This window comes from Bacillus sp. L_1B0_5 (assembly GCF_000836715.1).
Classification (GTDB): Bacteria; Bacillota; Bacilli; order Bacillales; family Bacillaceae_G; genus Bacillus_A; species Bacillus_A thuringiensis_S.
Window position 1 is genome coordinate 1 of sequence record NZ_JXIS01000049.1, and the last position, 26313, is coordinate 26313.

The window sequence follows — 26313 nt, forward strand, 5'->3', positions numbered from 1 at the left end:
GTTCGACCCCGGTCGGGACCGCCATTTATGTTGGCTCGGTAGCTCAGTCGGTAGAGCAGAGGACTGAAAATCCTCGTGTCGGCGGTTCGATTCCGTCCCGAGCCACCATTTTTTTTATGCCGGCTTAGCTCAATTGGTAGAGCAACTGACTTGTAATCAGTAGGTTGGGGGTTCAAGTCCTCTAGCCGGCATCATTTAGGGGCATAGTTTAAAGGTAGAACTGAGGTCTCCAAAACCTCCAGTGTGGGTTCGATTCCTACTGCCCCTGTAAAGTATATGGGCCTATAGCTCAGCTGGTTAGAGCGCACGCCTGATAAGCGTGAGGTCGATGGTTCGAGTCCATTTAGGCCCACCATATATTATTCCGCAGTAGCTCAGTGGTAGAGCTATCGGCTGTTAACCGATCGGTCGTAGGTTCGAGTCCTACCTGCGGAGCCATGGCCCGTTGGTCAAGTGGTTAAGACACCGCCCTTTCACGGCGGTAACACGGGTTCGAATCCCGTACGGGTCATACAAAAAAGAGTCAGCATTATGCTGGCTCTTTTTTATTTTGTTGATCCTTTTTATCATGTTACTTTCCAGAAATAAATAAAGGGATTTTGGAAAAGCTATGGTATGTATAAAAAGGAGGAAATAAATAATGACACGAGTTAGAGACTTAATGAGTACCCATATTGTACATTGTACACCGCTAGACAATGTATATGAGGCAGCTGTAAAAATGAAGGAAGAATCGGTTGGATTAATTCCTGTTGTTGAAAATGAACAAGTTGTTGGGCTTGTTACTGATCGAGATTTAGTTGTTCGAGGGATTGCTGAAAAACATCCTGGATCTAATAAAATTACAAATGTAATGACAACAAATATTATCTCAGTTTCTCCAAATGATCCTATTGAAAAAGCTACAGAGCTAATGGCACAGTATCAAATTAGACGGTTACCAGTAGTTGATAGTGGTCAGCTTATTGGTATGTTAGCACTAGGAGATTTAGCTATAAGGGAATCGGCAGATGATCAAGCTGGATTTGCCTTGAGCGAAATTTCAGAGCGTACAGAGTAAATTGAAACTTTAATTAACCGAGATTTTAATGGTTACTCATAAAGAGCTAAACTATATATAAAATTCAGATGCATTATTCTAGCATATATGAATTAAACTAATATGTTAGCGTGATGTATCTGAGACATTATATAATAAGTATATGGTTAATAATTTCGACAGTTTTTTAAAATTTGTTATTCTTAATTTTTAATAAGAGAAAAGATGATATACTGATAGATATAAGTATTATGAGAGATTTTGAATATAACAATATTGATTTTTAATGGTGCGATAATAACTTAATATTTCCTACATAGATGAAAGGGAAGGGGAATTATATGAAGGCTGTACAGGGCGATCCAAATTGGAATTTGGTTACAGATACATATATAGAACCAAATAATTTCGCTGAATTATTTTCTTTGCTTGTACCTTGTCACCCAAAAGGTGAGGGGAAAGAACGAACTATATTAGTATGGAAAGAGAAAGAATTTTATAAAGAAGAAAATTTAGCCGCATTTATTGTATATGGCATGAATAAAGTAAAGAATTTACCGCAGTTTCATAAAGATGAAATTCCAACTTTAGTGCGTATTCTTCGCTTATGCCAAGAGCTTGGTTGGTATGAAGAAGCAAATGCTTTTATGATAGCACAAGGATTAGCTGAGTTTGTTCATACTTCATTGGAATATGAAACATGGGATCTTTTGACGCAATCAGTTGCTTTAAACTATTTAATTATTAAATATCGTATCGGCGAATTGACAGATAGAGATATTAAAATTTGGGATAGAGTTAAATTTAATGAAAAATGTATAACAGATTGTAAACATTTATTATCTCATAAAGAAGTATTGGAATTTACATTCTTTTATATGTGCAAGAGAGCAAAATCATTATCAAAAGAGCAATTAAATAGTGATATGATGAGTTTAGCAATGTATTGTAATACTTTTGTATATGATTTATATACACATGATTTATTACGGAAATATCGCAAGTGTACAGATTTCCTATCATATTATGGGCCTAGTCAGGCAGTTTTAGCATGTCAAAGAGCTGTATTATCTCAAATTTCCGATCGCTTAGACCCGTTAAAGACAACTCATGTAGATGATTATTTATATGTGATGAAAGAAATGATGGAGCATATGACGATAGGAGTAATGGATCGATATGGTCATTTTATTGGAAAGCTACTATCTTATGTGCCATTTTTCGAAATGATACAAGTTCCACAGCATGCATATTATTGTGAAGAGTTACTGTATATTTGTAAGGGCATTGAATATAAAGAAGAAACACTACGCAATTATATATTTATACAATTACATGATTGTTTACCATCATTCTTTAGGCTATTTCTTAAAAATAAGCGTTACGCAACGATTCATGATATTCTTTTCTATTGGTGCGATGATGAACAACGAATGAGCTTAGAGAAAAAATATAATTTGAGCTTTATTTATGAAAAATATGCTTGTGGATAAACAATATTTTCGATATGAAAAATTAATATAAATTAAAAAGGATCTCCGGTTTATGTGAGATCCTTTTTTGTTAGTAAAACAAGGAGAAAGTGATTAAGACAAGAAACAACATTCCATATAGGAGAAGTTGTGCAGTGTAACTTCCTTGTATACCAAAAAAAGTATTAGCTTTTTCATACAAATTCAATATGTATTTTATTGGAGTATCTTTGAAAGATTGGTACACAGTGTCTCCTCTTTCTAAGCTTCTTGTTTTTGTTTTTGGTTATAAGGGACATTAATATATCTAGCTACAAATAACAAAACAGCCATAAAGAATACTGGAAATACAGTAGATAAATAAAAGCCATTACTAATTATATTTGTTATGAGAGCACTCAAAAGAAAAATAGCATTATAAATATGGGCAATTTTTTGTTTTAGTTGTACTTGAAATGATTCCATCATAATTTCTAATGCAACAAAAGCAATAATAATAGATAAAAATACAATGTTTGTATTGTAAATGATTAAACAACAGATTAAACCTAAAAAGGCTACGTATTCAATTATAAGAGGTATATTGCGTGGCATACAATTTACCTAACTAAATATGGCAGTGGATTTACTGCATTTGTTTTTTCAAAATTCCATTCTCCATTATGTAATTCAAAATGAAGATGTTGCCCGTATGAATGACCTGTGTTTCCCATATGACCTACTAATTGTCCAGTTTGTACTTGATCACCAGTTTGTACAGTGCGATCCTTCATATGGGCATAAACAGTTGTATATAATTTCCCATTGATTTGATGCGCAATGAACACAACATTTCCATAGCTAGCTGAATAATAAGATTTCACAACTTTACCTGCAGCAGCAGCTTGGATAGAGACGTTCCCTGGAGCGGCAATATCTATACCATAATGCATTTGTTCCCAGCGTATATCAAAGGTTGAGCTAATTCTTCCTTGAGCAGGGAATTTGAAAGCAGCTGGAATAGATGAAGGTTGCTCTGTTTTAGCTTGTGGTTGATTTTGTACTACATAGTGTTTTGCTACATATCCGTATCCTGTGCCAAAACGAATTTTATACCAAGTTCCTACAGTTTCTACTACTTGTACTTGTGTACCGTTTTGTAATGAACCGAGTAGAGCGCTACTTGTACTAGTGTTGCTACGTACATTCAGATTAGGTGTTGCAACAGTATATTTTGTATTATTTTGAACGGTGATTCCTTTTACTAAGGGCTGTGAACCATTAGAAACGAATGCTTTTTGTACGTAACCTGTTTGGCCATTGTGTGATATTTTATACCATTCGCCTTGATCTTCTTGAACGGTAATGAACTTGCCATTTGGTAATACATCTAAAATGGAAGATTCTAAATTAGGTTCAGAGCGAACGTTTAATGCATTAGCATTGACGATGTATTGATCATTAGATTGAAGTTTGTTTTTTAGTAAAATAGCATCTTTTTGTACATAACCTACTTTATTATGAACAGATACTTTATACCAACCATTAGTTGTTTCAAGGATGTTCACTTTTGTATTAAAGCGAATTGTATCAATTGATGTGCTTTTTACGTTATCTTTTGTATGTAATGCTACTTGATCGACTTTGACATACCCAGTTTTAATATTAGATAATTGTTCAGCGTTTGCTTTTTGTACATTTGTTTCACCCATAGAAGGAAGTAAAGAAGCAATCGCTACAGTAGTTGCTGTTAAAGCAGTAGCTTTCATATTCATGGAATAGAGACCTCCTCTAGTTGTATAGTTGTAATTTTATTATAGTATAAAGATATAATATAGTGGGTGTATTCACATAAATGTAATATGAAATCAATATAAAAATAAATTTTTTGAGGATAATGATTCCTTTTTATACAATTAATTGGGGTTTTATTTTCTAAAATAGAATGTATGTATTTTATAACTTCAATATTTTGTTGATAATTAAGAAAATTAAAACAGTTGATGATGTCTTATTAGGGTGTTATACTGACAGTGATAATTTTATAGTTTGCTAGGAGAGCTGGTGTTGCCAGCTGAGAGTAGGCCGTAAGCCTTTGATCCTTTTTATTACCTGATCTAGATTATGCTAGCGTAGGGAAGCAATTCGGACACTAACAATGAGTCCCCGTTTCTTTGCGTATAGAAACGGGGCTTTTTTATTTGAAAATTTCATATTGAAACCACTAGGGGTGCTTGATTTGCTGAGAGAGGAATAATCCTTAACCCTTATAACACCTGATCTAGGTAATACTAGCGAAGGGAAGTGGAACATCGAATAAATGTATAATTTTATTTGCTGTAACCACTTCTTATATATAGAAGTGGTTTTTTATTTAGATACATATATTGAAAGGGGATAGAGAAATGAAATTTTGCGATAGATTATTAGAAACTGTGCAACCAGTTTGGGAGATGAGTCATAATCATCCGTTTGTAGTGGGTATGGGAGATGGCACGTTAGAAAAAGATAAATTCCAGTATTATATTATTCAAGATTATTTATATCTGCTAGATTATGCAAAGTTATATGCGATTGGTGTTGTAAAAGCAACGAATCCACAAGTAATGGGAAAGTTCGCTGAACAAATTGATGGAATATTAAATGGCGAAATGACAATCCATAAACAATATGCAAAAAGACTTGGAATTTCTATAGAGGAGATAGAGTCTGCGAAACCATCTGCTAAAAATTTAGCTTATACAAATTACATGATGTCTGTATCTCAAAATGGCACACTTGCGGAATTAATAGCAGCGCTTCTTCCTTGTATGTGGAGCTACTGGGAAATTGGAAAGCGTTTAAATGATATTCCTGGAGCAAGAGATCATGAGTTTTTTGGTGAGTGGATTCAAGGATATAGTTCGGAAGAATACGGTAATCTTTGTATTTGGTTAATAGATTTATTAAATGAAATGGCAGTTGGAAAGTCTGAGAAAGAACTAGATAGATTAGAGGAGATTTTCTTATATTCCAGTCGATTTGAATATTTATTCTGGGATATGTCCTATCGTAAGGAGATGTGGGGATTTGAGGAGCAAGAACATACTACAGTTTCATAATGTTTCTTTTCATTACGATGAGAAACCAATCATCCATGAATTAAATGCTTCTATACATGAGAAAGAGTTTGTCAGTATTATCGGACCGAGTGGATGTGGGAAAAGTACTTTATTTCGCCTTATTACAGGCCTAGAGAAGGTAAGTACTGGACAGATAGAACTGACAGAAACAAAGCACCATCCTGTAGGGTATATGCCGCAAAAAGATATGCTTTTGCCGTGGAGAACAATTATTGAGAATGCCGCCTTGCCGCTAGAGTGCCAAGGTGTACAGAAGAAAGAAGCACAAGTAAAGGCAGAGGAACTGTTATATAAATTTGGTTTACAAGGATATGAGACAAAACATCCGAAAGATTTATCTGGTGGTATGAGGCAACGCGTATCTTTTATCCGAACTTTATTAACGGGCGGGGAGATATTGTTATTAGATGAACCGTTTAGCGCGTTAGATGCTTTAACGAAGGCCTCTTTACAAGAATGGTTGTTTGAACAATGGCAAGAGTAGGAAAAAACAATTTTATTCATTACTCATGATGTTGAAGAAGCGTTATTTCTTTCGAACCGAGTTTTAGTAGTGGAACAGCAGCCGATAACGACTTTGACTGAGCGGATTGTACCGCTTGATCATAACAGAACACGAAAAGATTTATATAAACCGGAAGTGTTAGCGCTGAAAGATGAGCTTCTTAGTATGTTACAAAGGCAGGTACTTGTGTGATGAACCGATTGAAAGAATTAGTTCCTGCTATTACACTTTCTAGTATTTTACTTGCTGTGTGGGAAATAGGAGCAAGAATTGTAGATGAGATGTACATTTTACCGTCACCGTCTGCGATTGTAATGAAGATATGGAAACTAAAAGACATATTATTTACGGTTCATTTACCTGCAACGTTATACGTCGTTTTAATAGGTGTTGTGATTTCTATCGTATTAGGTGTAGGGCTAGCGATGTTAATGAATGCGAGTACATGGATGGAAAGAGCATTTTATCCATTATTAGTTGCTTCACAAACGATTCCGATTACTGCGCTTGCTCCGTTATTTGTTTTATGGTTTGGATACACAATCTGGAGTAAGGTTGTTGTCACAGTTTTAATTACGTTTTTCCCGATTGCGGTCAATACATATGATGGACTGCGTAGTACGAAAAAAGAATGGGAGGAGCTCTTAGTTACATATGGAGCAACGAAAAGAGATATTTTTCTTAAACTAAAGTTGCCGTCTGCTCTTCCTTATTTTTTCTCAGCTTTAAAAATTGCAGTTCCGCTTAGTGTTATCGGAGCAGCAATTGGAGAATGGCTCGGTGCACAAGCTGGACTTGGATATTTCAGTAAGAGAATGATGACGCAGTTAGATGGAGCTGGCGTATTTGCACCCATTGTATTGTTATCATTATTAGCTATTTTCTTCGTCGTACTTATTTCCATATTAGAAAAGAAATTCATTAGTTGGAGGAAGCATTCATGAAATTTTTAAAGCGCATCTTTGTGTTTACATTATTAATTGCAATGATTGCAGGATGTTCGAGTAATTCAGCATCAGACAAAAGTAAAAAAGAGAAAGAAATAACAGTCATGTTAGATTGGTATCCAAATGCGGTACATAGCTTTATTTATGCGGCAATTGAAAAAGGATACTTTAAAGAAGAAGGTGTAAAGGTAAATATTAAATTCCCTTCTAATCCGACTGATCCATTAACATTGGCAGCAGCAGGGAAGGTGACAGTTGGCTTGTATTATCAGCCAGATGTTGTTATGGCAAGAGCAAATGAGCAAATTCCAGTGAAATCAATTGGGGCTGTCGTACGTTCGCCATTAAATCATGTCGTATCGCTGAAATCAGCGGGCATTCAATCACCGAAAGATTTAGAAGGAAAAACAGTAGGATATTCTGGAACACCTTTAAGTGAGATGTATTTAAAAACGATGGTAAAAGAAGCTGGTGGTAATCCTGATACAGTGAAAGTAGTTGATGTTGGATTTGATTTAGTACCAGCCTTAATTACGAAAAAAGTGGATGCGGTAACAGGGGCATACATTAATCATGAAGTACCGGTTATGCGTCATGAAGGCCATGAACCAGCTTACTTTAATCCAGCTGATTACGGAGTACCGAACTATCATGAGCTTGTGTTTGTAACAGGTGATAAAACGTTGAAAAAAGATAAAGAAGCGTTGCAAGCTTTCTTACGTGGTACGAAAAAAGGCTATGATTTCATGAAGAAAAACCCAGATGAAGCATTGAATATTTTATTAAATCATCAAGAAAAAGAAAACTTCCCACTTGTGCCAGAAGTTGAAAAGGAAAGTATGAAAATTTTATTAGAGAAGATGGAAACGAAAGATGAGCCATTTTTATCAGATTCAAAAGAATCTTGGGAGAAACAAAATAAATGGCTGAAGGACAAAGGAATGACGAAAGAAACTGTCCCAGCCGATGAACTATTCGAAAATATTTTAAAGTAGGCGAATGAATATGAAAAATGAGCTCCACGTAATCTCAAATGGCCATATGCCATTCGAAGAGTTAGTGAATGTAGCGATGCAAATTGAGAGTGAGATTGATTATTTGCATATTCGTGAGCGTGAGAAGAGTACGAAGGAGTTATATGAAGGTGTGGAAAGTCTTTTAATGGAAGGCTTTCCGGCTTCTAAAATTGTCATAAATGATCGAATTGATATTGCAATTTTATTAAATATTCCTCGTGTTCAACTAGGGTATCGAAGCACAGATGTAAAGTCAGTGAAAGAAAAGTTTTCGTATTTGCATGTCGGTTATTCTGTGCATTCGCTAGATGAAGCGATAGTAGCATTTAAAAATGGAGCGGATTCACTCGTTTATGGTCATGTATTTCCGACCGATTGTAAAAAAGGTGTGCCAGCGAGAGGGCTTGAAGAAATTTCAGACATTGCAAGGTGTTTATCTATACCGATTACAGCAATTGGAGGAATTACTCCAGAAAACACAGTGGATGTCCTTACTAACGGTGTAAGCGGTATAGCAGTTATGTCTGGAATAGTAAGTAGTAGTAACCCGTATAGCAAAGCTAAATCTTATAAGGAATCAATAAGAAAGTGGGCGGAAAAACATGTGTGAGAAGTATGATGTAGCGATTATTGGTGGTGGTGTAATTGGTAGTTCAGTTGCACATTTTCTAGCAGAAAGAGGACATAAAGTAGCGATTGTAGAGAAGCAAAGAATTGCATCGGAAGCTTCGAAAGCAGCTGCTGGTTTACTTGGTGTTCAAGCAGAATGGGATGCGTATGATCCGCTATTTGAACTTGCTAGAGAAAGCCGAGCTATATTTCCACAACTTGCAGCAGTTTTACGTGAAAAGACGGGTATTGATATTGGATATGAAGAAAAAGGAATTTATCGTATTGCTCAAAATGAAGATGAGAAGGAAAGAATTCTTCACATTATGGATTGGCAGCAAAAAACAGGTGAAACTTCCTACTTTCTAACGGGAGACCATGTGCGGGAAAAAGAGCCGTATCTATCCGAATCCATTATAGGAGCAGTATATTATCCGAAAGACGGTCATGTTATTGCACCAGAGCTTACGAAAGCATTCGCACATTCTGCGGCAATGTCAGGTGCTGATATATATGAACAGACAGAAGTGTTTGATATTCGTATTGAAAATAATAAAGTAACCGGAATTTTTACGAGCGAAGGTATTGTCACATGTGAGAAAGTCGTTATTGCAGGAGGTTCATGGAGCACGAAATTACTCAGTTATTTTCACCGCGATTGGGGTACATATCCAGTTAAAGGAGAAGTGGTTGCGGTAAAGAGTAGAAAACAACTTTTAAAAGCACCTATTTTTCAAGAAAGATTTTACATTGCTCCAAAGCGCGGTGGGCGTTACGTAATTGGGGCAACAATGAAGCCCCATACGTTCAATAAAACTGTGCAGCCAGAAAGTATAACTTCTATATTGGAGCGTGCTTATACAATATTGCCAGCTTTAAAAGAAGCAGAATGGGAAAGTACATGGGCAGGATTAAGACCACAATCGAATCATGAAGCTCCTTATATGGGAGAGCATGAAGAAATAAAAGGTTTATATGCTTGTACTGGGCATTATCGAAACGGTATTTTATTAAGTCCTGTTTCTGGTCAGTATATGGCTGATTTAATAGAAGGAAAGCAAGAAAATCATTTGCTAGATTCATTGCTTTCTAGAAGAGTTTAGAAAGGGGATGGAAGTTTGAAGTTAAAAATTAATGGTAACCAACTTGAAGTGCCAGCGAGTGTAAAAACAGTAGCTGAGCTACTTACACATTTAGAACTAGATAACAGAATTGTTGTAGTAGAGCGTAATAAAGATATTTTACAAAAAGATGATCATACAGATACATCTGTTTTTGATGGAGACCAAATTGAGATTGTAACTTTCGTAGGAGGCGGTTGATTATGTTAAACATTGGACCATTTTCATTTCATTCTAGACTTTTATTAGGAACAGGTAAATTCCCTGATTTTGACGTACAGCAAAAGGCAATTGACGTTTCTGAAGCTGAAATTTTAACGTTTGCGGTACGTCGTATGGATATCTTTGATGCAAAGCAACCTAATTTATTAGAGAAACTTGATGTGAAAAAATATACGTTATTACCAAATACAGCAGGGGCAAAAAATGCTGAAGAGGCTGTTCGTATTGCAAAATTAGCAAAAGCGTCTGGGCTTTGTGACATGATAAAGGTAGAAGTTATTGGTGATGATAGAACGTTATTACCGGATCCGGTAGAAACGTTAAAGGCATCTGAAATGTTACTGGAAGAAGGATTTATCGTACTTCCGTACACATCTGATGATGTTGTATTAGCACGTAAATTACAAGAGCTTGGCGTGCATGCGATTATGCCAGGAGCATCTCCAATCGGATCAGGACTTGGTATTGTAAATCCATTAAATTTGAGCTTCATTATTGAACAAGCGACAGTACCAGTTATCATCGATGCCGGTATTGGTAGCCCAGCTGATGCGGCATTTGCAATGGAATTAGGAGCAGATGGCGTGTTATTAAATACAGCTGTATCAGGAGCGAAAGATCCTATTAAAATGGCGCAGGCAATGAAATTAAGTATTGAAGCAGGCCGTTTAGGATTTGAAGCAGGTCGTATTGCACGTAAGCGTTGTGCAACTGCAAGTAGTCCTTTAGAAGGAATGAGCGTAGTTGAATAATCGATATTCTCGCCAAGAACTATTTTCTCCAATTGGAGAAGAAGGACAGCAAAAGATAAGAGAAAAGCATGTGCTTATTATCGGTGCAGGTGCATTAGGTAGTGCAAATGCAGAGATGTTTGTAAGAGCAGGTGTTGGCAAGATAACAATTGTTGACCGGGATTATGTAGATTGGAGTAATTTACAAAGACAACAATTGTATGCAGAGAGCGACGTAAAGAATAATCTTCCAAAAGCTATAGCGGCTAAAAAACGTTTAGAAGAGATTAATAGCGATGTAACAATAGAAGCTCTCGTTCAAGATGTAACAGCTGAAGAGCTAGAAGAACTTGTTACAAACGTTGATGTAATGATTGATGCGACTGATAATTTCGAAACACGCTTTATTGTGAATGATATAGCACAAAAATATTCTATTCCATGGATTTACGGTGCATGTGTAGGTAGTTACGGTCTTTCTTACACAATCCTTCCTAGTAAAACACCATGTTTATCATGTTTATTACAGTCGATTCCGCTTGGCGGGGCAACATGTGATACAGCGGGTATTATATCACCTGCTGTATCTCTTGTCGTTTCTCATCAAGTAACAGAAGCTCTTAAACTGTTAGTAGAAGATTACGAATCACTTCGAGATGGGCTTGTATCGTTTGATATGTGGAAGAATGAGTATTCATGTATGAATGTACAAAAGCTCCGCCAGCATAATTGTCCGTCATGTGGAGAGAATGCATTGTATCCGTATTTAAATAAAGAGAACACATCAAAAACAGCAGTTTTATGCGGGCGAAATACAGTTCAAATTAGACCACCTCATAAAGAAGAAATGAATTTTGAACAATATAAAGAGTTGCTGGAAGGTCGCGTGAATGATTTAAATGTAAATCCATATTTATTATCATTTTCTGTTGAAGACAAGAGGTTAGTCGCCTTTAAAGATGGCCGTGTGCTCGTACATGGAACGAAAGATATAAGCGAAGCAAAAACGATTTATCATCGCTATTTTGGATAGAAAAGGATGAGTGGGATGAAAGTGAATAAAGCTTTGACAATTGCAGGATCTGATAGCGGCGGCGGTGCTGGAATTCAGGCAGATTTAAAAACATTCCAAGAGCTTGGTGTATACGGAATGACGGCTATTACGGCAATTACTGCTCAAAACACGCTTGGCGTTCAAGGGGTATATCCTGTTCCGTTAGAAGGTATTACAGAACAGCTGAATTCAATTGGTACGGATTTAACACCAGATGCAGTGAAACTAGGAATGTTATTTAGTAGTGAAATAATTCAAATTGTTGCAGAACAAATTAAAAAATTTGGCTGGAATAATATTGTGCTAGATCCCGTTATGATCGCAAAAGGCGGTGCATCATTATTACAGCAAGAAGCAGTTCATGCATTAAAAGAATATTTATTACCAGTAGCAACCGTTATAACACCGAATGTTCCAGAAGCAGAAGTGTTAACTGGGATGGAGATTCATAATGTTGAAGATAGTAAGGAAGCTGCAAAAGTATTGCACGAATTAGGTGCTAAATATGTGCTTATGAAGGGCGGACATGCAGAATATCAAGGTAATGAAGTAATTGATTTCCTCTTTGATGGAGAAGAATTTATTGAGTTTAGAAGCGAGCGAATTCCTTCAAAGCAAACACACGGAAGTGGGTGTACATTTGCTTCAGCGGTTACAGCAGGACTTGCGAAAGGGTACTCAATTGAAGATGCTGTTCAAGAAGCAAAACGATTTATTAGTATAGCAATTGAAGAGCCATTGAATATTGGTAGTGGTCATGGACCGACGAATCATTTTGCGTATAAAGTGAATAGAACGCGTGTATAGGTAAGTGAAAAGCCAGTTTTATAACTGGCTTTTTTTCTGTTTACTTTTTCAAAATACAGGAGTAATATATCAGCCAGAATATATTTTTTTGTAAACGCTGAGTCCAATTATATGGAGCGGAGGAACCAATTTGTGCAGTGTCACTAGGGGTGAATCTTTCAAATTTGAAAGTAGGGCTACTCTCAAAGCCCGAATCCGACAGCTAACTTCGTAAGCGTCTTGAGAGAGGACGGTGCCATGATGGATACATCACTTCATCGATCTGATTAGTATAGGGGAATATCAATCTATGTTTGATTTCTTTTATACTAAGGAGGATGAGGTACATGGAACTAACACTTATTTGTGTTGGAGAAGAAAGCAAGGTTAAGAGTTTAAGAGAGCTAGTAGCATTTCAGCATGAGTTAATTATTTTTACAGCAAATGAAGAGGTAGCGGCTGAAGTTAGGAATTGTGGGTTTGATTGGACTTATAGTTGTAGTAAGGAGCAGGATTTTACTAGTATTTGTGAGTGCATTAAGAAGGTGATTTTACTAGGGGATGAGCTTCCAATTGTTAGTTTCTTCACAGAACACATTCGTTTTTCTTTTCAAGCACCTATTACTGTTGTTACAAGGAATAAACGATATCCAGCGAGGCTCTATGAAACAATTGGAGCTAAGTTTGTCGTGTTTACAAATTGTGATAATATTTCTTTTTTATTTTTTGAATAGGGCGGGGGAAGAAATGATGAAGGTACTATTACTTGGAGATATAGCAAATCGTTGGGCAGTATCGGTAGAGCGAGTTCAAGAATTGGTTCAGATTGATCCCCTTTTTCCCGGGCCATATATTATATTACCATCAAAAGATGCTTTGTATTTAGAGATGGATATTACCGAGTATGAGCAGCTACATGCAGAATTGACACAAGTTTATATTCGTGGGAGAAATTTACGTGCATTTTTACGAGGAGAATAAAGGTTGAATAAAAAAGAGCGAATGCTGAGTGCAACAAGCTATGCACTTCATGTCATTCGCTCTTTTTATTTCATATTTAAAAGGTCATTTTTAAGAAAAGAGAAGAGAAATAAAGAAAATAGATGAAATAATAGTAATAATCTTCAATGTAAGCGTTTAAACGAATGTAAATATTATTATTTTCAGAAATTTAGCCCTTTACAAGTGAAATATAGAGGAGTATATTTACTCTCATAAATCATTCATAAAATTTCCAAAAAAACCTAAAATCGCTGAGTTCCAGAAATGGAGCGGGGGAACCAATTTTGTGCATCGTCACTTGGGGTGAATCTTTCAGTTTTGAAAGTAGGGCTACTCTTTAGGCCCGAATCCGACAGCTAACCTCGTAAGCGTTTAGAGAGGAGGTTTACTTTTTGTTGTTCATTTTTTGAACACTGAGTAGAGCTCAGTGTTCTTTTTTAATATTTTAATGGTAAATTTTTACAGAAAGAAGAGAGGGATAGTTATGTTAGATGTTGTAATGGTCGGGATTTTTATTTTATTAGTTGCATCGATGGCAAGTCTTGCAAGTTGGTCAGATAAAGTTGTGAAAGAAGGAAAGCAATCATGATGATTGTCTTATCGGTTATTGTCGCAGCAATTACAGTGTATTTAGTGTATGCATTATTAAATCCAGAGAAGTTTTAATTAGGGGGAATCATTCATTATGATTTGGGTTGCAGTCATTATTACAATGCTCTTGTTTATTTTAGTAGCAAAGCCAACGGGGATTTATTTAGAAAAAGCTTTTCAAGGTAGCAAAACGTTAGATAAAGTATTCGGGCCTTTTGAAAAACTTATTTTTAAAATTACGGGTGTAAAAGCATACAATCAAACGTGGAAACAGTACGCATTATCATTAGTTTTATTAAATGGATTTATGATCGTTGTCGTATACTTCATTTTCAGATTACAAGGTGTGCTGCCACTAAATCCAGCGCATATTGAAGGGATGGAGCCTACGCTCGCTTTTAATACAGCAATTAGTTTTATGGCTGATACAAACTTACAGCATTATAGCGGTGAAAATGGTTTATCTTATTTATCACAATTAATCGGAATTACATTTTTAATGTTTGCGGCACCAGCAACGACATTAGCGCTCGTTATGGCTTTTATAAGAGGACTTGCTGGAAAAGAACTTGGTAACTTTTTCGTTGATTTTACGAGAGCGTTAACGAGGGTGTTTCTTCCTATCGCATTTATTGCGGCACTAGTTTTTGTCGCACTTGGTGTACCACAAACGTTAGATGGGGCGGTTACAGCACAAACGATTGAAGGTGCAAAGCAAAGTATTTTACGTGGACCTGTTGCATCATTCGTTTCCATTAAGGAACTTGGAAATAACGGCGGTGGATTTTTCGGAGCAAACTCTACGCATCCTTTCGAAAATCCAGGACAAATGAGTAATATTTTGCAAATGATGCTTATGATGTTATTACCAACAGCACTTCCATTTACGTACGGACGAATGGTCGGAAATAAAAAACAAGGCCGCATCCTTTTCGTGTCACTTTTTATGGTGTTTTTACTAGGATTTATAACGATTACGACATCTGAACTAAACGGGAACCCGGCATTAAATGGAATGGGTATCGAACATGTACAAGGAAGTACAGAAGGGAAAGAAGTACGATTTGGAACAGTATTTTCTTCACTATACGCAACAGTAACGACAGCTGCTGAAACTGGGGCTGTTAATACGATGCATGATACGTTAACACCAATTGGCGGTCTAGTTCCACTTGTAAATATGATGTTAAATACAGTGTATGGCGGCGTTGGAGCAGGCTTTGTAAACATTATTATGTATGCAATTATAGCGGTGTTTATATCTGGATTAATGGTTGGACGGACACCAGAGTTTTTAGGTAAAAAGATTGAAGGTAAGGAAATGAAATTAATCGCAGTCACGATTTTATTTCATCCATTGCTCATTTTAGGATTTTCGGCATTAGCTCTTTCAACAAATTTAGGAACGGATGCTATTTCTCATTCCGGTTTCCACGGTTTAACACAAGTTGTATATGAATATACATCGTCAGCTGCGAATAACGGATCTGGATTTGAAGGATTAGGAGATAATACACCGTTTTGGAATATTACGACTGGTTTAGTTATGTTTTTAGGACGTTACTTCAGTTTAATTACGATGCTAGCTGTGGCAGCTTCGTTGAAAGAAAAAACGGTAGTGCCAGAAACAGTCGGAACGTTCCGCACAGATAATAGTTTATTTGGTGGTATCTTCATCGGAACAATTGTAATTGTCGGTGCATTAACATTTTTCCCGATGTTAGTACTCGGACCAATTGCAGAATTTCTTACATTGAAGTAATGGAGGGTAAATGATGAGACCGGTAGTAGTAAAAGAAAAACAATTAAATGAGTCACAAATACATGCTGTAGAAGATGAAGTTAGACAAGCGAAAACGATGGATCGTGATATCGTAACACATGCGATGAAACAATCCGTTGCGAAATTGAATCCGAAAGTCATGATAAAGAATCCGATTATGTTCGTTGTGGAAATTGGATTTATCATTACGTTCATTTTATCTTTTCTTCCAAGCAGTTCTAGTAGTATACCAGGATGGTTTAATATAACAGTTTCTCTCATTCTATTATTTACAGTTTTATTTGCGAATTTTGCAGAAGCATTAGCAGAAGGCCGTGGTAAAGCACAAGCCGATTCTTTAAAGCAGTCGAAGAAAGATGTGTTTGCAAATGTTGTAAAAGAAAATGGAGACATTGTCCAAGTTTCAGCAACTGATCTTAGAAAAGGTGACGTTGTTATCGTAAAACAAGGAGAAATGATTCCGAATGATGGCGAAGTAATCAAAGGATTAGCATCTGTAGATGAATCTGCAATTACAGGGGAATCAGCTCCTGTTATAAAAGAAGCAGGCGGTGATTTTTGTTCTGTAACAGGTGGAACGATGGTCGTAAGTGATGAAATTACAATTGTCATTACGAGTAATCCTGGTGAATCATTTATCGACAAAATGATTTCTTTAGTAGAAGGAGCTGCTCGTCAAAAAACGCCGAATGAGATTGCTTTAAATACAGTATTAACGAGCTTAACTCTTATTTTCTTGATCGTCGTTGTGACGTTGCCGATTTTTACAAATTATTTAGGTTTTCAAATTGATACAGCTGTACTCGTAGCATTGTTAGTATGTTTAATTCCAACGACAATTGGTGGTTTGCTATCAGCGATTGGTATTGCTGGGATGGACCGGGTGACAAAATTTAACGTGTTAGCGATGTCAGGGAAAGCAGTAGAAGCTGCGGGCGATATTAATACAATTATTTTAGATAAAACAGGTACAATTACTTTTGGAAACCGGATGGCTCATACATTATTGCCTGTAGGAAATGAAACGATTGAGCAAGTTGGAAAGTGGGCTGCTATTAGTTCTGTTTTAGATGAAACGCCAGAAGGTCGATCTGTTATCGAGTATGTGCAGGGAAAATCTATATCATATAATAGAGAACTTGCAGAACAAGGGGAGTTTGTTCCGTTTAAAGCAGAAACGAGAATGAGTGGTGTTGATTTACAAGACGGAACGAAAGTGAGAAAAGGTGCTGTCGGTGCCGTTATTGAATGGGTTGGGTCACAAGGTGGAACAATTCCGAAAGATGTAAATCAAAAAGCAGACTTAATTTCAAAAGAGGGCGGAACACCACTTGTAGTTGCAGTAGATAATCGTATTTACGGTTTAATTTATTTAAAGGATACAGTAAAACCGGGTATGCGTGAGCGTTTTGAACAGTTGCGCCAAATGGGGATTAAAACGGTCATGTGTACAGGTGATAATCCGTTAACAGCAGCAACGATTGCAAAAGAAGCAGGGGTAGATGAATTCGTTGCCGAGTGTAAACCAGAAGATAAGATTGCTGTTATTAAAGCAGAGCAAGATAAAGGGAAACTTGTAGCGATGACAGGTGATGGTACAAATGATGCTCCGGCATTAGCACAGGCTGACGTTGGATTAGCGATGAATAGTGGTACGACAGCTGCGAAAGAAGCAGCAAATATGATTGATTTAGACTCGAATCCAACGAAAATTATTGAGGTTGTAGGAATTGGTAAGCAATTGTTAATGACACGTGGTGCGTTGACGACATTTAGTATTGCGAATGATATAGCGAAATATTTTGCAATTATTCCAGCAATGTTTACACTTGCGATTCCGCAAATGGAAGCACTAAACATAATGAAGTTAACATCACCACTGTCAGCGATTTTATCAGCATTAATATTTAACGCTGTTATTATTCCACTACTCATTCCGTTAGCGATGAAAGGTATCGCATATAAACCGATGAGTTCTAATGCATTGCTTAGCCGAAACTTACTTATTTATGGACTTGGCGGAGTGATTGTTCCATTCATTGGAATTAAGGTAATTGATATAATTGTCGGCTTGTTCATATAAGGAAGAGGGGAAAAAGATGGAGAAGAAACAAAGTATACTATCACCAATTATCCGTATTACTTTTACATTTCTAGTGTTGTGTGGACTTGTATACCCACTTATTGTTACTGGTATTGCACAAGCCGTGATGAAGGATAATGCGGATGGAAGTCTAATATATAATGATAAAAATGAAGTGATTGGTTCTAAATTAATCGGGCAAAACTTCACGGATCCACGTTATTTTCAAGGGCGTGTTTCTAGTATTGAATATAAGGCTGAAGCATCTGGTTCAAATAACTATGCACCATCTAATCCAGATTTAGCAAAACGAGTAGAGAAAAGTATTGTGGACTGGAAGGAAAAAAATCCAGCTGTTCCAGTTACAGAAGTACCGATAGATTTAGTGACAAATTCAGGTTCAGGGCTTGATCCTGATATTAGTCCGAAGGCGGCCTCTGTGCAGGTGGATCGTATCTCGAAATTAACGAATATTCCGAAAGAAAAACTTGATCAATTGATTAAAGATCAAACAGAAGGTGCTGCACTTGGTTTATTTGGAGAAGATCGAGTGAACGTCTTAAAGCTAAATTTAGCATTACAGAAATTAATGAAATAGTAATAGTGCTACCTCAATCTAACGGATTGAGGTAGCGTTGTTTCGAATGAAAGGTAGTGTTTATTTTGTATGCAGATGATTATGAACCGAAGTTTCAAAGGCGAACGCCAGAGGAATATTTAGAATATATTCGGCAACAAAATCGGGGAAAGTTAAAGCTATATGTAGGAGCAGCTCCAGGCGTAGGAAAAAGTTATAAAATGCTCTTTGATGCAAGAGAAATGAAAAAAGATGGAATTGATATTGTAATTGGTTTAATTGAAACGCACGGGAGAAAAGAAACAGAAGAAGCAATTGCTGATTTAGAGAAAGTTCCTTTGAAAGAAATACAGTATAAAGGAAAGGTATTTTATGAACTCGATGTGGAAGGAATTATAAAACGTGCGCCGCAAGTTGTTGTAGTGGATGAACTTGCGCATAGTAATGTTCCTGGTTCTAAACATAAGAAACGTTATATGGATGTGCAGGAATTGTTAGAGGCTGGTATATCGGTATTATCAGCTTTTAATATTCAACATTTGGAAAGTGTTCATGATATTGTAGCTCAAATTACGAATGTAAAAGTAAGAGAACGAATTCCAGATTTTATTTTACAAAAAGCAAATGAAATTCAGCTCGTTGATGCAACGCCCGAGGTATTAAGGAAGAGACTAATAGACGGAAAGATATATAAAGAAGAAAAAATTCAGCAAAGTTTACAAAATTTCTTTACGCTTAATAATTTAGGAGCACTTAGGGAATTATCACTTCGTGAAGTGGCAGATGATATGGACGAGAAAATTAGCCAAACAGTAATAGAACCGATTGGCGTAAAAGAAAAAATTCTTGTTTGTGTACAATACAGTTCAACAGCGGAGAAATTAATACGACGGGGATGGCGCATGGCTGATCGGTTAAATGCTGAATTGTACGTATTAAACGTTGAGAGGGAAAATATAGATTCTCTTTCAGCAGGTAAAAAACAAACAATTGAAGAGTGGAAATCGTTAACGAATCAATTTGATGCGAGTTTTGTATTAGAAGAGGCGAAAGGAAGAAAGCCAGCAGATGTTATTATTGAAGCCGCAAAAAGATTACAGGTAACGCAAATTTTACTTGGACAATCGGCTAGAACAAGGTGGGAAGAAATACGAAAAGGCTCTATTGTAAATGAAATTATGAGACAAACAAAGTATATTGATATTCATATTGTTGCGGATCAAAGAGGGTAAAATAGAGCCGACCTTTTTGGGGGCTCTATTTTACTTTTTGTACAGCATGAAAACTTAGCATTTTCATTGCATATAAGATTACAAGTAAAAACATAATTGCACCTAGGAAGAAAATCCAAAAGTAATTTTGGTTAAATAAAAGAAATCCACCTAGAAGTGGCCCTGTGCTCATACCGAGATAGCGGATGAAGTTGTACATACCGATAGCTGTTGCACGTTCTTGCACGAATTCTTCTGTTAATAAAGTAGTGTGAGTTGGCATAGAAAGTCCCATACTAAAACCGTACAAAGATGTAACGATAATGATGAATGGGATATTGATGCTATATGTGAAAGAGAATAAAACGACACATATAATATTGAAGAAACTCGTAATAAATAAAGCTTGCTTTGTTGTGAGGCGTTTTGGAAAAAACTTGTAGCAAAAACTTCCTAGCATGATAGAAAGAGACATTGGTACAAACATAAGACCAATTTCACTTGCAGCTAGATGAAATGAATTTGTTAAAATGTTCGGTAAAAAAACGAGAAAGCAAAAGTAAATACAAAATTGAATGAAGCCAATAAGAGTAATAGAAAACCCAGTTTTATTTTTTAAGATAAGAGAGTAATTCTTTTGTGCTTTAGACTGCTTAATTACATTTGGCTTTGTTTCTGGAAGTAGTGAAATGTTTATAATTAATAAGATAATGCCAAGTGTAGATAAAAAGAGGAATACAGATAAGTGACCATTTATACTGCCAAGATAACCACCTATGAGTGGAGCCATTGCAGGTGCGAGGGCAAGTAACATTTGGTATAGGCTCATCGCTTCTCCGCGTTCTTTTCCTTCAAATAAATCGCCGATAATCGTTGCTGAAACTACAGGTATAGCCGCTATTCCTATAGCTTGAACAGCTCTAAAAAAGAGAAATAAATAAATGTTTGCCGAAAAAGCACATCCGATTGAACCAATTGTACTAATGACTAAACTAGGGATAAGGACAGATTTTCTCCCTTTTGTATCAATTAAAGGTCCATATACGAGCTGCATAATTGCAAGAACGAATGTGAAAAGTGAAACTGTTACATTTACAAGATAAAGAGAAGTGTGAAAAGAATTTTGAATCATCGGTAAGATAGGTGTGTAAATATTTTGAGCGAAGGAACCGAGTAAGGCACTAATACAGACAACATATAAAATGAAAGTTAGTTTAGATTTTTTCATCTTTTTAACCTCCTTGTATTTTAGTTTCCTTGGAAACTAAATTTATTTTAACATGATTTTCTCACTTGTAAAGATGAAAAAAATTTTTTAAAATGGTATATAGTTAAATTGTTTCTTTGGAAACTTAGGAGGCGAACGGATTGAAGCATACAACGAAGCAAATGGAAATACTGTCGGACATTCGTACACTTTTGCATAAAAAAGAAGAACATTTAAAACGACAAAACGAGAAGTTTCTTTATGAGACAGGTGTAAGTAGTATGTCTTTATCTGAGTTACATGTAATCGAATGTATCGGAAAAAATGGTTTGATGAATGTAACGGCAATTACGACAGAAATGGGCATGACGAAGGGAGCAATCTCTAAAATTTGTACGAAGTTGTTTCAAAAGCAATTCGTTGAGAAGATGCAAATGTTAGATAATCAGAAGGAAATATTCTTCCGTTTAACGGAAAGTGGAAATGAAATATATATAGCTCATGAAAAATTGCATAAAAAAGCTGAAGAAAAGTGGCTGTTACTTTTAGATGGATATACAAAAGAAGAGCAAGACTTTATTCAAAGGTTTATAAAGGATGTCTCCGATCATTTGGAAATATAATTGGAATAAAAAACTCCTTTTTCTCAAGTCTTTTAAATATAATTTCTGAAAGAACTCATATATAATAGAAAAAGATACTTAACATGGTGAATAATTAAAGAGTCAATATATATAGAGGAGCGAGTAACATGCTTGAAAATACGGGTTTAGTATTAGAGGGCGGCGGTATGCGTGGTGTGTACACGGGCGGGATATTAGAATACTTTATGGAACAAGATTTATATTTTCCATATGTAATCGGTGTATCAGCTGGTGCTTGTCATGCGGCGTCGTATCTTTCCAGACAAAGAAATAGAAATAAAACGGTCAATATTGATTATGCATCACATCCGAAATATTTGTCGTATAAAAACTTATGGAGAAAACGTCAGCTATTTGATATGGATTTCATTTTTCATGAAATTCCAGAAAAGCATGTTCCGTTTGATTTTGAAACATATTTTAATAGCCCAGAACGTTTCCTTGTAGGAACGACGGATTGTGAAACAGGACAATCAGTTTATTTTGAGAAAGAAGGAACGAATGATGATGCACTAAATTTATTACAAGCGTCTAGTTCATTGCCTTTCATTGCACCAGTAGTAAATTATCGTGGTAAGCAGTTATTAGATGGCGGGATTTCTGATCCAATTCCAGTTCGTAAAGCACAGGAAGATGGATTTAAAAAATCAGTCGTTATTTTAACGAGAAATCATGGTTACGCGAAGAAAAAATCAAAATTCGGATGGATTGCAGGAAAAGCTTATAAAAAATATCCGAATCTTGTTAACACGATGTTGAATCGTTATGAAGTGTATAATGAAACACTTCACTATATTGAAAAAGAAGAGCAAGCTGGTAATTTATTTGTTATTCGCCCAGAAGTGCCGCTTCAAGTAGATCGTATGGAAAAAGATACAGCAAAACTACAAAGTTTATACGAGCAAGGCTATGAAGATGCAAAGAGACAATTTGCAGATTTACAGGCGTTCTTACAAAAATAATAATTAGGCTGTGGAGATGGAGTTCTCTGCAGTCTTTTTTGTATTACTTGCTTATGTTACTTTTAAAAAATGTATGAATGTTTAAGTGTTTAAAGAGTTTGTAAAACATTGGGGCGTCGTATTGAGGAGAATTTACTTGAGAGGTATTATGACGATGTAGCGCTACTAAACTATTAAATTTATGAGGTGATTGTTAATGAAAGGAAAAGTTTTTTCAATTACGACTTTAGTATTATTAGCAACATCAATCTCAACAAGTGCATTTTATCCAACTCTAAGCGGTCACAAAAGCGGTAACCTACTATCTTACAGAGCTCAAACTACTACGAATCAAAATGCATCTCGTTGTTCAGTAGCAATTTCTTTTATTAAATCAAATGGAAATAATTCATATATTGAAAGCGCTTCAGATAAATTAGGATCCCATGAATCTGGAAGAGCATTAAACGCAACTGTGAGTAATGGTGCATATAACGCCTTTGGTGCAAAAGGACTATACTCTGAGCATTATGCTAATGAAAATAATGACTATCAAGAAGATACACACAAAGGTACTTTTGATAGTAATGGTAACTTACGATTACAGTGGTAAAAAGCATTAAACAGTTGTCTTTATAAATATTTGGATAAGGAGAAGGGGATGTTCATCATCTCCTTCTTATTTAAAAGGAGTAGAGACATGTATTTAGCTTTTAAAAATATAAAAAACAACAAACTGTTTTCAGTCATTCTTCTTATGGCATTTTTTATTTCTTTTCTTTCTATATCAATATCCGCACTTTTAACAGAGTCTAAACGAAACTTTATATCTGCTTTTCAAATAGGTTTTCCAGAGAAAAATCAAATTTTAACTGTTCCGATAGCGAATGCAACTGAATTGGAAGAGATAATTCCTTTCATACAAGATACTTTTGTTAAAAGTGATATTTACGTAGAGAATTTAAAAGCATTAAATAGTTCAGGGGCAACAAAGATCATAGCTGTGAACTTAAAAGATGATTATTATTGGAAGCCATATATTTCTGAAGGACAATATTTTCATCGTGAAAATGTAAACGATATGGTTGTTGGCGATCAAACGAATGTAGAGGAGTTATATGAATTTGATGATACATATAAAAAAATAGGAACTATATCGAGAAAAGACAGTGACGTCGGTGTAGCAGGCATATACGTTCCACTTCAAAACTTACCTACTATATCTAAAAAAGGTATTATCGCGAGTAAACAATTACAATTAACAGTTGTTAATCCTACATCATCTATTCATAACGAAATAAAAAAGTTTATGGGTAGGAGTAAAGAAGTGCTTTCGGGAGATGTTCAAATACTGAATGAACGAGATCTTCAGGAACTACATGTGACACATATAGATCCAGCAAATAAGTATTATTATAAATTCATTCTTGTTGCAATTGTTTCTGGCATTTCTGCAGTTTTATTTTGGATTTATAAAAAAGAAAGAGAGATTTCATTAAAAAAAGCAGTAGGTGCTTCTAATAGATCTATTTACTGTGAACTATATGTTCAAATTTTGTTTATTTCTCTAGTGGCGATGTTGTTGGTTTTTCTGGTGTTAGAAATGTTTTCTGGAACAATTCATACGTATTTTCAGACATACTTATTAAAACCGTTAACACCATATGTATTGGTATGTAATATTGTTTTTATAATTTTTCTTACAATGTTTGTTACTGTAATTCCAATCAAGCACATTATAAATATATATCCTGGAAAACATTTAAGAACGTAGGAGGTCTTCATGTTTTTTATATTTGATTCTATACGGTCTGTGAAAAAACGGTTGTTACCAAGTTTGATTATAGTAATTTCTTTAATTATTGCATTTTCTTCAGCAATAGAATTTGTTAGTAATCTTTCGGGATATCGAAAAATGATGACGTTAGCAAATAATTTATCAACTCATAAAAATTTCTATGAACTTTATGCGACGCAAGATATAACATTGTTTAGCGAAGAAAAAGCGAAAAATGATTATCAAGATTTCATGCAAGGGTTATCTAATACGATACCAATAACAAATAAAACAAATTATTTGTTCCGTAACTATTCACTTAGTTTAAAAAAAGAAAATGGAACGATAAAGACTCTTATTGTTGATAAAGATATTAATAAGTACTTTCATATACGAATTTCACAAGGAAGATATTTTGAGGAATCGGAATTTCATAAATCAGTATTTGATATTAGACCTGTTATATTAGGGGCTAATTATATAGAAAAGGTATCTATTGGTGATGTTATACGATCTGGAAAAATGAAGCTAAAAGTAATTGGCTTTTTAGAAAAAAATTCACCATTTACATATCCTCGAAGTGGTGAAATATCGGATAATCGTATTACATTATTAGATGACATGGCGATTTTACCAATTGGAACAGAAGAAATAGAGTTCTATAGTGTAGAACTTTTATACAATGGGTTAATTATAGAAACAAAGGAGAAGATAAATATAAATGAATTTCAAAAGAAAGTATTAAAGGTAACGGAAGGTAAGGGGTATTCGTATTATGTTACAAATCCGAATAAATTGTTAGAAAATGAAAAACAAGGTATTGATAATATGTCATACCCCTTATTATTAAGCGGTACAGTCTTATTTTTTTCATTTCTATCTATTGTATTGACATCAATGGCAACACTTTATATAGAGCGTAAAAATATTTCTATTAAATCAGCGTTAGGTGCAAGCACTTTTCAAATATGTCTTCCATTTATTATTGAGTATATGTTGTTATTCATTTTATCGATATGTATAGGAATTACGTATTTTCAATGGGAGAATAGCGGAGCGATTGAAATTCAAAAAGAGCTAGAAAATAGTACCGTATCTTTTTTTGGAACGTTAAAAGTCTCTATAGAATCATTGGTTGTTATAGGTGCTTTATCACTTGTAATGATCCTCGTTATATATGCAATCATTTATTTAAATGTATTAAAAATAAAAAATACATATATGAAAGAGGTGTTATAGATGATTCAGCTCGCAAATGTGGCTAAGGGATACGGAAAGAGCAATTTTAGTGCTTTAAAAGATATTAATCTTACAATAGAAAAAGGCGAAATGATAGCCATTATGGGACCATCTGGTTCTGGGAAATCAACCTTGCTTAACATTATTGGCTTAATTGAGAGCCCCTCTACTGGAATGTATTTTTTAGATGGAATGGATACGAGTACATTCAAGTCAAACTATCATAAGTATAGAAACACGGAAGTTGGATTTGTATTTCAGAACTTTTCGCTATTAGATGATTATACAGTTGTTGAAAATGTAATGCTTCCGCTTGTATATAGAAAAATTTCTCATAAGAAACGTATACAAATATCAAAAGAAATGCTGGAAATGGTAGGACTGGAAAGGCATATTAACAAATATCCTTACGAGTTATCAGGAGGAGAACAGCAAAGAACAGCAATAGCAAGGGCTTTAGCACAAGATACAAAAATTATACTTGCTGATGAACCGACTGGTGCTCTCGATCAAGAAAACGGGAAGAAAATTATGAGCATTTTAAAAGAGATTAATAAACAAGGAAAAACGGTGCTAGTTGTTACACATGATCAAAAGGTAGCTGCATATTGTCAGAGGACGATACGGTTACTTGATGGTTGTATGGTATAATATG

Annotated in this window: 29 protein-coding genes, 6 tRNA genes, 1 pseudogene and 4 riboswitches; of the genes and pseudogenes, 33 read left to right on the forward strand and 3 right to left on the reverse strand. The window is 35.3% G+C overall.

The features are described 5' to 3' along the window. Positions 1–32 precede the first annotated feature (32 nt). From RT27_RS16885 to RT27_RS16920, 8 genes are all read left to right on the forward strand, one after another. A tRNA-Phe gene (locus RT27_RS16885) sits at positions 33–108 on the forward strand. A 10-nt stretch (positions 109–118) separates the two neighbouring features. Continuing rightward, positions 119–191: transfer RNA gene (locus tag RT27_RS16890), tRNA-Thr, on the forward strand. Positions 192–197: 6 nt separating this feature from the next. After that, positions 198–268, forward strand: a tRNA-Trp gene (locus RT27_RS16895). Positions 269–278: 10 nt separating this feature from the next. Further along, positions 279–355: transfer RNA gene (locus RT27_RS16900), tRNA-Ile, on the forward strand. An 8-nt stretch (positions 356–363) separates the two neighbouring features. Beyond that, positions 364–438 (forward strand) — tRNA-Asn (locus RT27_RS16905). Between the two features lies 1 nt (position 439). Further along, a tRNA-Glu gene (locus RT27_RS16910) sits at positions 440–511 on the forward strand. A gap of 129 nt (positions 512–640) precedes the next feature. Next, the gene (locus tag RT27_RS16915) at positions 641–1060 is read left to right on the forward strand and encodes a CBS domain-containing protein (RefSeq protein WP_016082802.1); all 420 of its coding nucleotides are present in this window, start codon (positions 641–643) and stop codon (positions 1058–1060) included. Positions 1061–1380: 320 nt separating this feature from the next. Then, positions 1381–2532 (forward strand): DUF3965 domain-containing protein, encoded by a 1152-nt coding sequence (locus RT27_RS16920; RefSeq protein WP_043936744.1) that lies wholly within the window; start codon positions 1381–1383, stop codon positions 2530–2532. 240 nt (positions 2533–2772) lie between these two features. On the opposite strand, the gene RT27_RS16925 is transcribed toward RT27_RS16920, so the two are convergent. Beyond that, positions 2773–3105, reverse strand: a complete 333-nt coding sequence (locus tag RT27_RS16925; protein ID WP_001137823.1) for a hypothetical protein — start codon at positions 3103–3105, stop codon at positions 2773–2775. A 5-nt stretch (positions 3106–3110) separates the two neighbouring features. After that, the gene (locus RT27_RS16930) at positions 3111–4265 is read right to left on the reverse strand and encodes an SH3 domain-containing protein (protein WP_016082799.1); all 1155 of its coding nucleotides are present in this window, start codon (positions 4263–4265) and stop codon (positions 3111–3113) included. Positions 4266–4534: 269 nt separating this feature from the next. Continuing rightward, positions 4535–4646: riboswitch (TPP riboswitch) on the forward strand. A gap of 60 nt (positions 4647–4706) precedes the next feature. Then, positions 4707–4810: riboswitch (TPP riboswitch) on the forward strand. A gap of 85 nt (positions 4811–4895) precedes the next feature. On the opposite strand from RT27_RS16930, the gene tenA reads away from it, so the two are divergent. The 19 genes and pseudogenes from tenA (at position 4896) to kdpDN (ending at position 19871) form a co-directional block, all read left to right on the forward strand. Next, the gene (tenA, locus tag RT27_RS16935; RefSeq protein WP_000666826.1) at positions 4896–5591 is read left to right on the forward strand and encodes a thiaminase II; all 696 of its coding nucleotides are present in this window, start codon (positions 4896–4898) and stop codon (positions 5589–5591) included. Then, positions 5560–6309, forward strand: a pseudogene (locus RT27_RS16940) (ABC transporter ATP-binding protein). Before tenA ends, RT27_RS16940 begins: the two are co-directional and overlap by 32 nt. Beyond that, positions 6309–7061, forward strand: coding sequence for an ABC transporter permease (locus tag RT27_RS16945; protein ID WP_001080857.1), 753 nt, complete (start codon positions 6309–6311; stop codon positions 7059–7061). Before RT27_RS16940 ends, RT27_RS16945 begins: the two are co-directional and overlap by 1 nt. Beyond that, positions 7058–8059: an ABC transporter substrate-binding protein gene (locus tag RT27_RS16950; RefSeq protein WP_000670421.1), complete on the forward strand. Its 1002-nt coding sequence runs from the start codon at positions 7058–7060 to the stop codon at positions 8057–8059. Before RT27_RS16945 ends, RT27_RS16950 begins: the two co-directional genes overlap by 4 nt. Before the next feature lie 10 nt (positions 8060–8069). After that, positions 8070–8690, forward strand: coding sequence for a thiazole tautomerase TenI (gene tenI / locus RT27_RS16955; RefSeq protein ID WP_000787170.1), 621 nt, complete (start codon positions 8070–8072; stop codon positions 8688–8690). Next, on the forward strand, positions 8683–9792 hold the full coding sequence (gene thiO / locus RT27_RS16960) for a glycine oxidase ThiO (RefSeq protein WP_043936746.1): 1110 nt from the start codon (positions 8683–8685) through the stop codon (positions 9790–9792). Before tenI ends, thiO begins: the two co-directional genes overlap by 8 nt. A gap of 15 nt (positions 9793–9807) precedes the next feature. Further along, a complete protein-coding gene (gene thiS, locus RT27_RS16965) occupies positions 9808–10011 on the forward strand; it encodes a sulfur carrier protein ThiS (protein WP_016082796.1) in 204 nt (67 codons plus the stop codon). 2 nt (positions 10012–10013) lie between these two features. Beyond that, positions 10014–10784 carry a thiazole synthase gene (gene thiG / locus RT27_RS16970; RefSeq protein WP_043936747.1) on the forward strand — a complete coding sequence of 257 codons (771 nt, stop codon included), beginning with the start codon at positions 10014–10016 and terminating at the stop codon, positions 10782–10784. After that, complete coding sequence (gene thiF / locus RT27_RS16975) at positions 10777–11796, forward strand: thiazole biosynthesis adenylyltransferase ThiF (RefSeq protein WP_016082795.1); 1020 nt, start codon at positions 10777–10779, stop codon at positions 11794–11796. Before thiG ends, thiF begins: the two co-directional genes overlap by 8 nt. 15 nt (positions 11797–11811) lie before the next feature. Next, positions 11812–12624, forward strand: coding sequence for a bifunctional hydroxymethylpyrimidine kinase/phosphomethylpyrimidine kinase (gene thiD, locus RT27_RS16980; protein WP_029441655.1), 813 nt, complete (start codon positions 11812–11814; stop codon positions 12622–12624). 85 nt (positions 12625–12709) lie between these two features. After that, positions 12710–12857, forward strand: a riboswitch (cyclic di-AMP (ydaO/yuaA leader). A gap of 93 nt (positions 12858–12950) precedes the next feature. After that, the gene (locus RT27_RS16985; protein ID WP_016082793.1) at positions 12951–13337 is read left to right on the forward strand and encodes a hypothetical protein; all 387 of its coding nucleotides are present in this window, start codon (positions 12951–12953) and stop codon (positions 13335–13337) included. Between the two features lie 13 nt (positions 13338–13350). Beyond that, positions 13351–13584, forward strand: coding sequence for a hypothetical protein (locus RT27_RS16990; RefSeq protein WP_002025339.1), 234 nt, complete (start codon positions 13351–13353; stop codon positions 13582–13584). A 3-nt stretch (positions 13585–13587) separates the two neighbouring features. Continuing rightward, on the forward strand, positions 13588–13710 hold the full coding sequence (locus RT27_RS36115; RefSeq protein WP_001034421.1) for a hypothetical protein: 123 nt from the start codon (positions 13588–13590) through the stop codon (positions 13708–13710). A gap of 134 nt (positions 13711–13844) precedes the next feature. Further along, positions 13845–13990, forward strand: a riboswitch (cyclic di-AMP (ydaO/yuaA leader). A 99-nt stretch (positions 13991–14089) separates the two neighbouring features. Beyond that, complete coding sequence (locus RT27_RS16995; RefSeq protein WP_000887894.1) at positions 14090–14194, forward strand: SipW-dependent-type signal peptide-containing protein; 105 nt, start codon at positions 14090–14092, stop codon at positions 14192–14194. Beyond that, positions 14194–14271: a K(+)-transporting ATPase subunit F gene (gene kdpF / locus RT27_RS17000; protein ID WP_223153441.1), complete on the forward strand. Its 78-nt coding sequence runs from the start codon at positions 14194–14196 to the stop codon at positions 14269–14271. Before RT27_RS16995 ends, kdpF begins: the two co-directional genes overlap by 1 nt. A gap of 19 nt (positions 14272–14290) precedes the next feature. Continuing rightward, positions 14291–15958, forward strand: a complete 1668-nt coding sequence (kdpA, locus tag RT27_RS17005; protein WP_000638330.1) for a potassium-transporting ATPase subunit KdpA — start codon at positions 14291–14293, stop codon at positions 15956–15958. 13 nt (positions 15959–15971) lie between these two features. Next, positions 15972–18062, forward strand: coding sequence for a potassium-transporting ATPase subunit KdpB (gene kdpB / locus RT27_RS17010; RefSeq protein WP_043936749.1), 2091 nt, complete (start codon positions 15972–15974; stop codon positions 18060–18062). Positions 18063–18078: 16 nt separating this feature from the next. Further along, positions 18079–18660 (forward strand): K(+)-transporting ATPase subunit C, encoded by a 582-nt coding sequence (gene kdpC, locus RT27_RS17015; RefSeq protein ID WP_016082790.1) that lies wholly within the window; start codon positions 18079–18081, stop codon positions 18658–18660. 56 nt (positions 18661–18716) lie between these two features. Then, positions 18717–19871 carry a KdpD-like non-kinase potassium sensor gene (gene kdpDN, locus RT27_RS17020; protein ID WP_080681700.1) on the forward strand — a complete coding sequence of 385 codons (1155 nt, stop codon included), beginning with the start codon at positions 18717–18719 and terminating at the stop codon, positions 19869–19871. Between the two features lie 25 nt (positions 19872–19896). Here kdpDN and RT27_RS17025 read toward each other — a convergent pair whose 3' ends face one another. Further along, the gene (locus RT27_RS17025) at positions 19897–21078 is read right to left on the reverse strand and encodes an MFS transporter (protein ID WP_043936750.1); all 1182 of its coding nucleotides are present in this window, start codon (positions 21076–21078) and stop codon (positions 19897–19899) included. A gap of 140 nt (positions 21079–21218) precedes the next feature. Here RT27_RS17025 and RT27_RS17030 point away from each other — a divergent pair, with 140 nt between their 5' ends. The 6 genes from RT27_RS17030 (at position 21219) to RT27_RS17055 (ending at position 26309) form a co-directional block, all read left to right on the forward strand. After that, positions 21219–21680, forward strand: coding sequence for a MarR family transcriptional regulator (locus RT27_RS17030; protein WP_029441660.1), 462 nt, complete (start codon positions 21219–21221; stop codon positions 21678–21680). A gap of 128 nt (positions 21681–21808) precedes the next feature. Further along, positions 21809–22663 (forward strand): patatin family protein, encoded by an 855-nt coding sequence (locus RT27_RS17035; RefSeq protein WP_016082786.1) that lies wholly within the window; start codon positions 21809–21811, stop codon positions 22661–22663. Between the two features lie 196 nt (positions 22664–22859). Beyond that, a complete protein-coding gene (locus tag RT27_RS17040; protein ID WP_000676983.1) occupies positions 22860–23255 on the forward strand; it encodes a hypothetical protein in 396 nt (131 codons plus the stop codon). Between the two features lie 87 nt (positions 23256–23342). Next, positions 23343–24416, forward strand: a complete 1074-nt coding sequence (locus tag RT27_RS17045) for an ABC transporter permease (protein WP_043936752.1) — start codon at positions 23343–23345, stop codon at positions 24414–24416. 9 nt (positions 24417–24425) lie between these two features. Beyond that, entirely contained in the window at positions 24426–25658 is a 1233-nt protein-coding gene (locus RT27_RS17050; RefSeq protein WP_043936753.1) for an ABC transporter permease, read from the forward strand. Continuing rightward, the gene (locus RT27_RS17055; RefSeq protein WP_043936755.1) at positions 25659–26309 is read left to right on the forward strand and encodes an ABC transporter ATP-binding protein; all 651 of its coding nucleotides are present in this window, start codon (positions 25659–25661) and stop codon (positions 26307–26309) included. Positions 26310–26313 lie beyond the last annotated feature (4 nt).

Excerpts from the sequence above, each read along its gene's own strand:
- RT27_RS16915 (WP_016082802.1), top strand. The coding sequence starts at position 641 with ATGACACGAGTTAGAGACTTAATGAGTACCCATATTGTACATTGTACA.
- RT27_RS16920 (WP_043936744.1), top strand. The coding sequence starts at position 1,381 with ATGAAGGCTGTACAGGGCGATCCAAATTGGAATTTGGTTACAGATACA.
- RT27_RS16925 (WP_001137823.1), bottom strand. The coding sequence starts at position 3,105 with ATGCCACGCAATATACCTCTTATAATTGAATACGTAGCCTTTTTAGGT.
- RT27_RS16930 (WP_016082799.1), bottom strand. The coding sequence starts at position 4,265 with ATGAATATGAAAGCTACTGCTTTAACAGCAACTACTGTAGCGATTGCT.
- tenA (WP_000666826.1), top strand. The coding sequence starts at position 4,896 with ATGAAATTTTGCGATAGATTATTAGAAACTGTGCAACCAGTTTGGGAG.
- RT27_RS16945 (WP_001080857.1), top strand. The coding sequence starts at position 6,309 with ATGAACCGATTGAAAGAATTAGTTCCTGCTATTACACTTTCTAGTATT.
- RT27_RS16950 (WP_000670421.1), top strand. The coding sequence starts at position 7,058 with ATGAAATTTTTAAAGCGCATCTTTGTGTTTACATTATTAATTGCAATG.
- tenI (WP_000787170.1), top strand. The coding sequence starts at position 8,070 with ATGAAAAATGAGCTCCACGTAATCTCAAATGGCCATATGCCATTCGAA.
- thiO (WP_043936746.1), top strand. The coding sequence starts at position 8,683 with ATGTGTGAGAAGTATGATGTAGCGATTATTGGTGGTGGTGTAATTGGT.
- thiG (WP_043936747.1), top strand. The coding sequence starts at position 10,014 with ATGTTAAACATTGGACCATTTTCATTTCATTCTAGACTTTTATTAGGA.
- thiD (WP_029441655.1), top strand. The coding sequence starts at position 11,812 with ATGAAAGTGAATAAAGCTTTGACAATTGCAGGATCTGATAGCGGCGGC.
- RT27_RS16985 (WP_016082793.1), top strand. The coding sequence starts at position 12,951 with ATGGAACTAACACTTATTTGTGTTGGAGAAGAAAGCAAGGTTAAGAGT.
- RT27_RS16990 (WP_002025339.1), top strand. The coding sequence starts at position 13,351 with ATGATGAAGGTACTATTACTTGGAGATATAGCAAATCGTTGGGCAGTA.
- RT27_RS16995 (WP_000887894.1), top strand. The coding sequence starts at position 14,090 with ATGTTAGATGTTGTAATGGTCGGGATTTTTATTTTATTAGTTGCATCG.
- kdpF (WP_223153441.1), top strand. The coding sequence starts at position 14,194 with ATGATTGTCTTATCGGTTATTGTCGCAGCAATTACAGTGTATTTAGTG.
- kdpA (WP_000638330.1), top strand. The coding sequence starts at position 14,291 with ATGATTTGGGTTGCAGTCATTATTACAATGCTCTTGTTTATTTTAGTA.
- kdpB (WP_043936749.1), top strand. The coding sequence starts at position 15,972 with ATGAGACCGGTAGTAGTAAAAGAAAAACAATTAAATGAGTCACAAATA.
- kdpC (WP_016082790.1), top strand. The coding sequence starts at position 18,079 with ATGGAGAAGAAACAAAGTATACTATCACCAATTATCCGTATTACTTTT.
- RT27_RS17025 (WP_043936750.1), bottom strand. The coding sequence starts at position 21,078 with ATGAAAAAATCTAAACTAACTTTCATTTTATATGTTGTCTGTATTAGT.
- RT27_RS17035 (WP_016082786.1), top strand. The coding sequence starts at position 21,809 with ATGCTTGAAAATACGGGTTTAGTATTAGAGGGCGGCGGTATGCGTGGT.
- RT27_RS17040 (WP_000676983.1), top strand. The coding sequence starts at position 22,860 with ATGAAAGGAAAAGTTTTTTCAATTACGACTTTAGTATTATTAGCAACA.
- RT27_RS17045 (WP_043936752.1), top strand. The coding sequence starts at position 23,343 with ATGTATTTAGCTTTTAAAAATATAAAAAACAACAAACTGTTTTCAGTC.
- RT27_RS17050 (WP_043936753.1), top strand. The coding sequence starts at position 24,426 with ATGTTTTTTATATTTGATTCTATACGGTCTGTGAAAAAACGGTTGTTA.
- RT27_RS17055 (WP_043936755.1), top strand. The coding sequence starts at position 25,659 with ATGATTCAGCTCGCAAATGTGGCTAAGGGATACGGAAAGAGCAATTTT.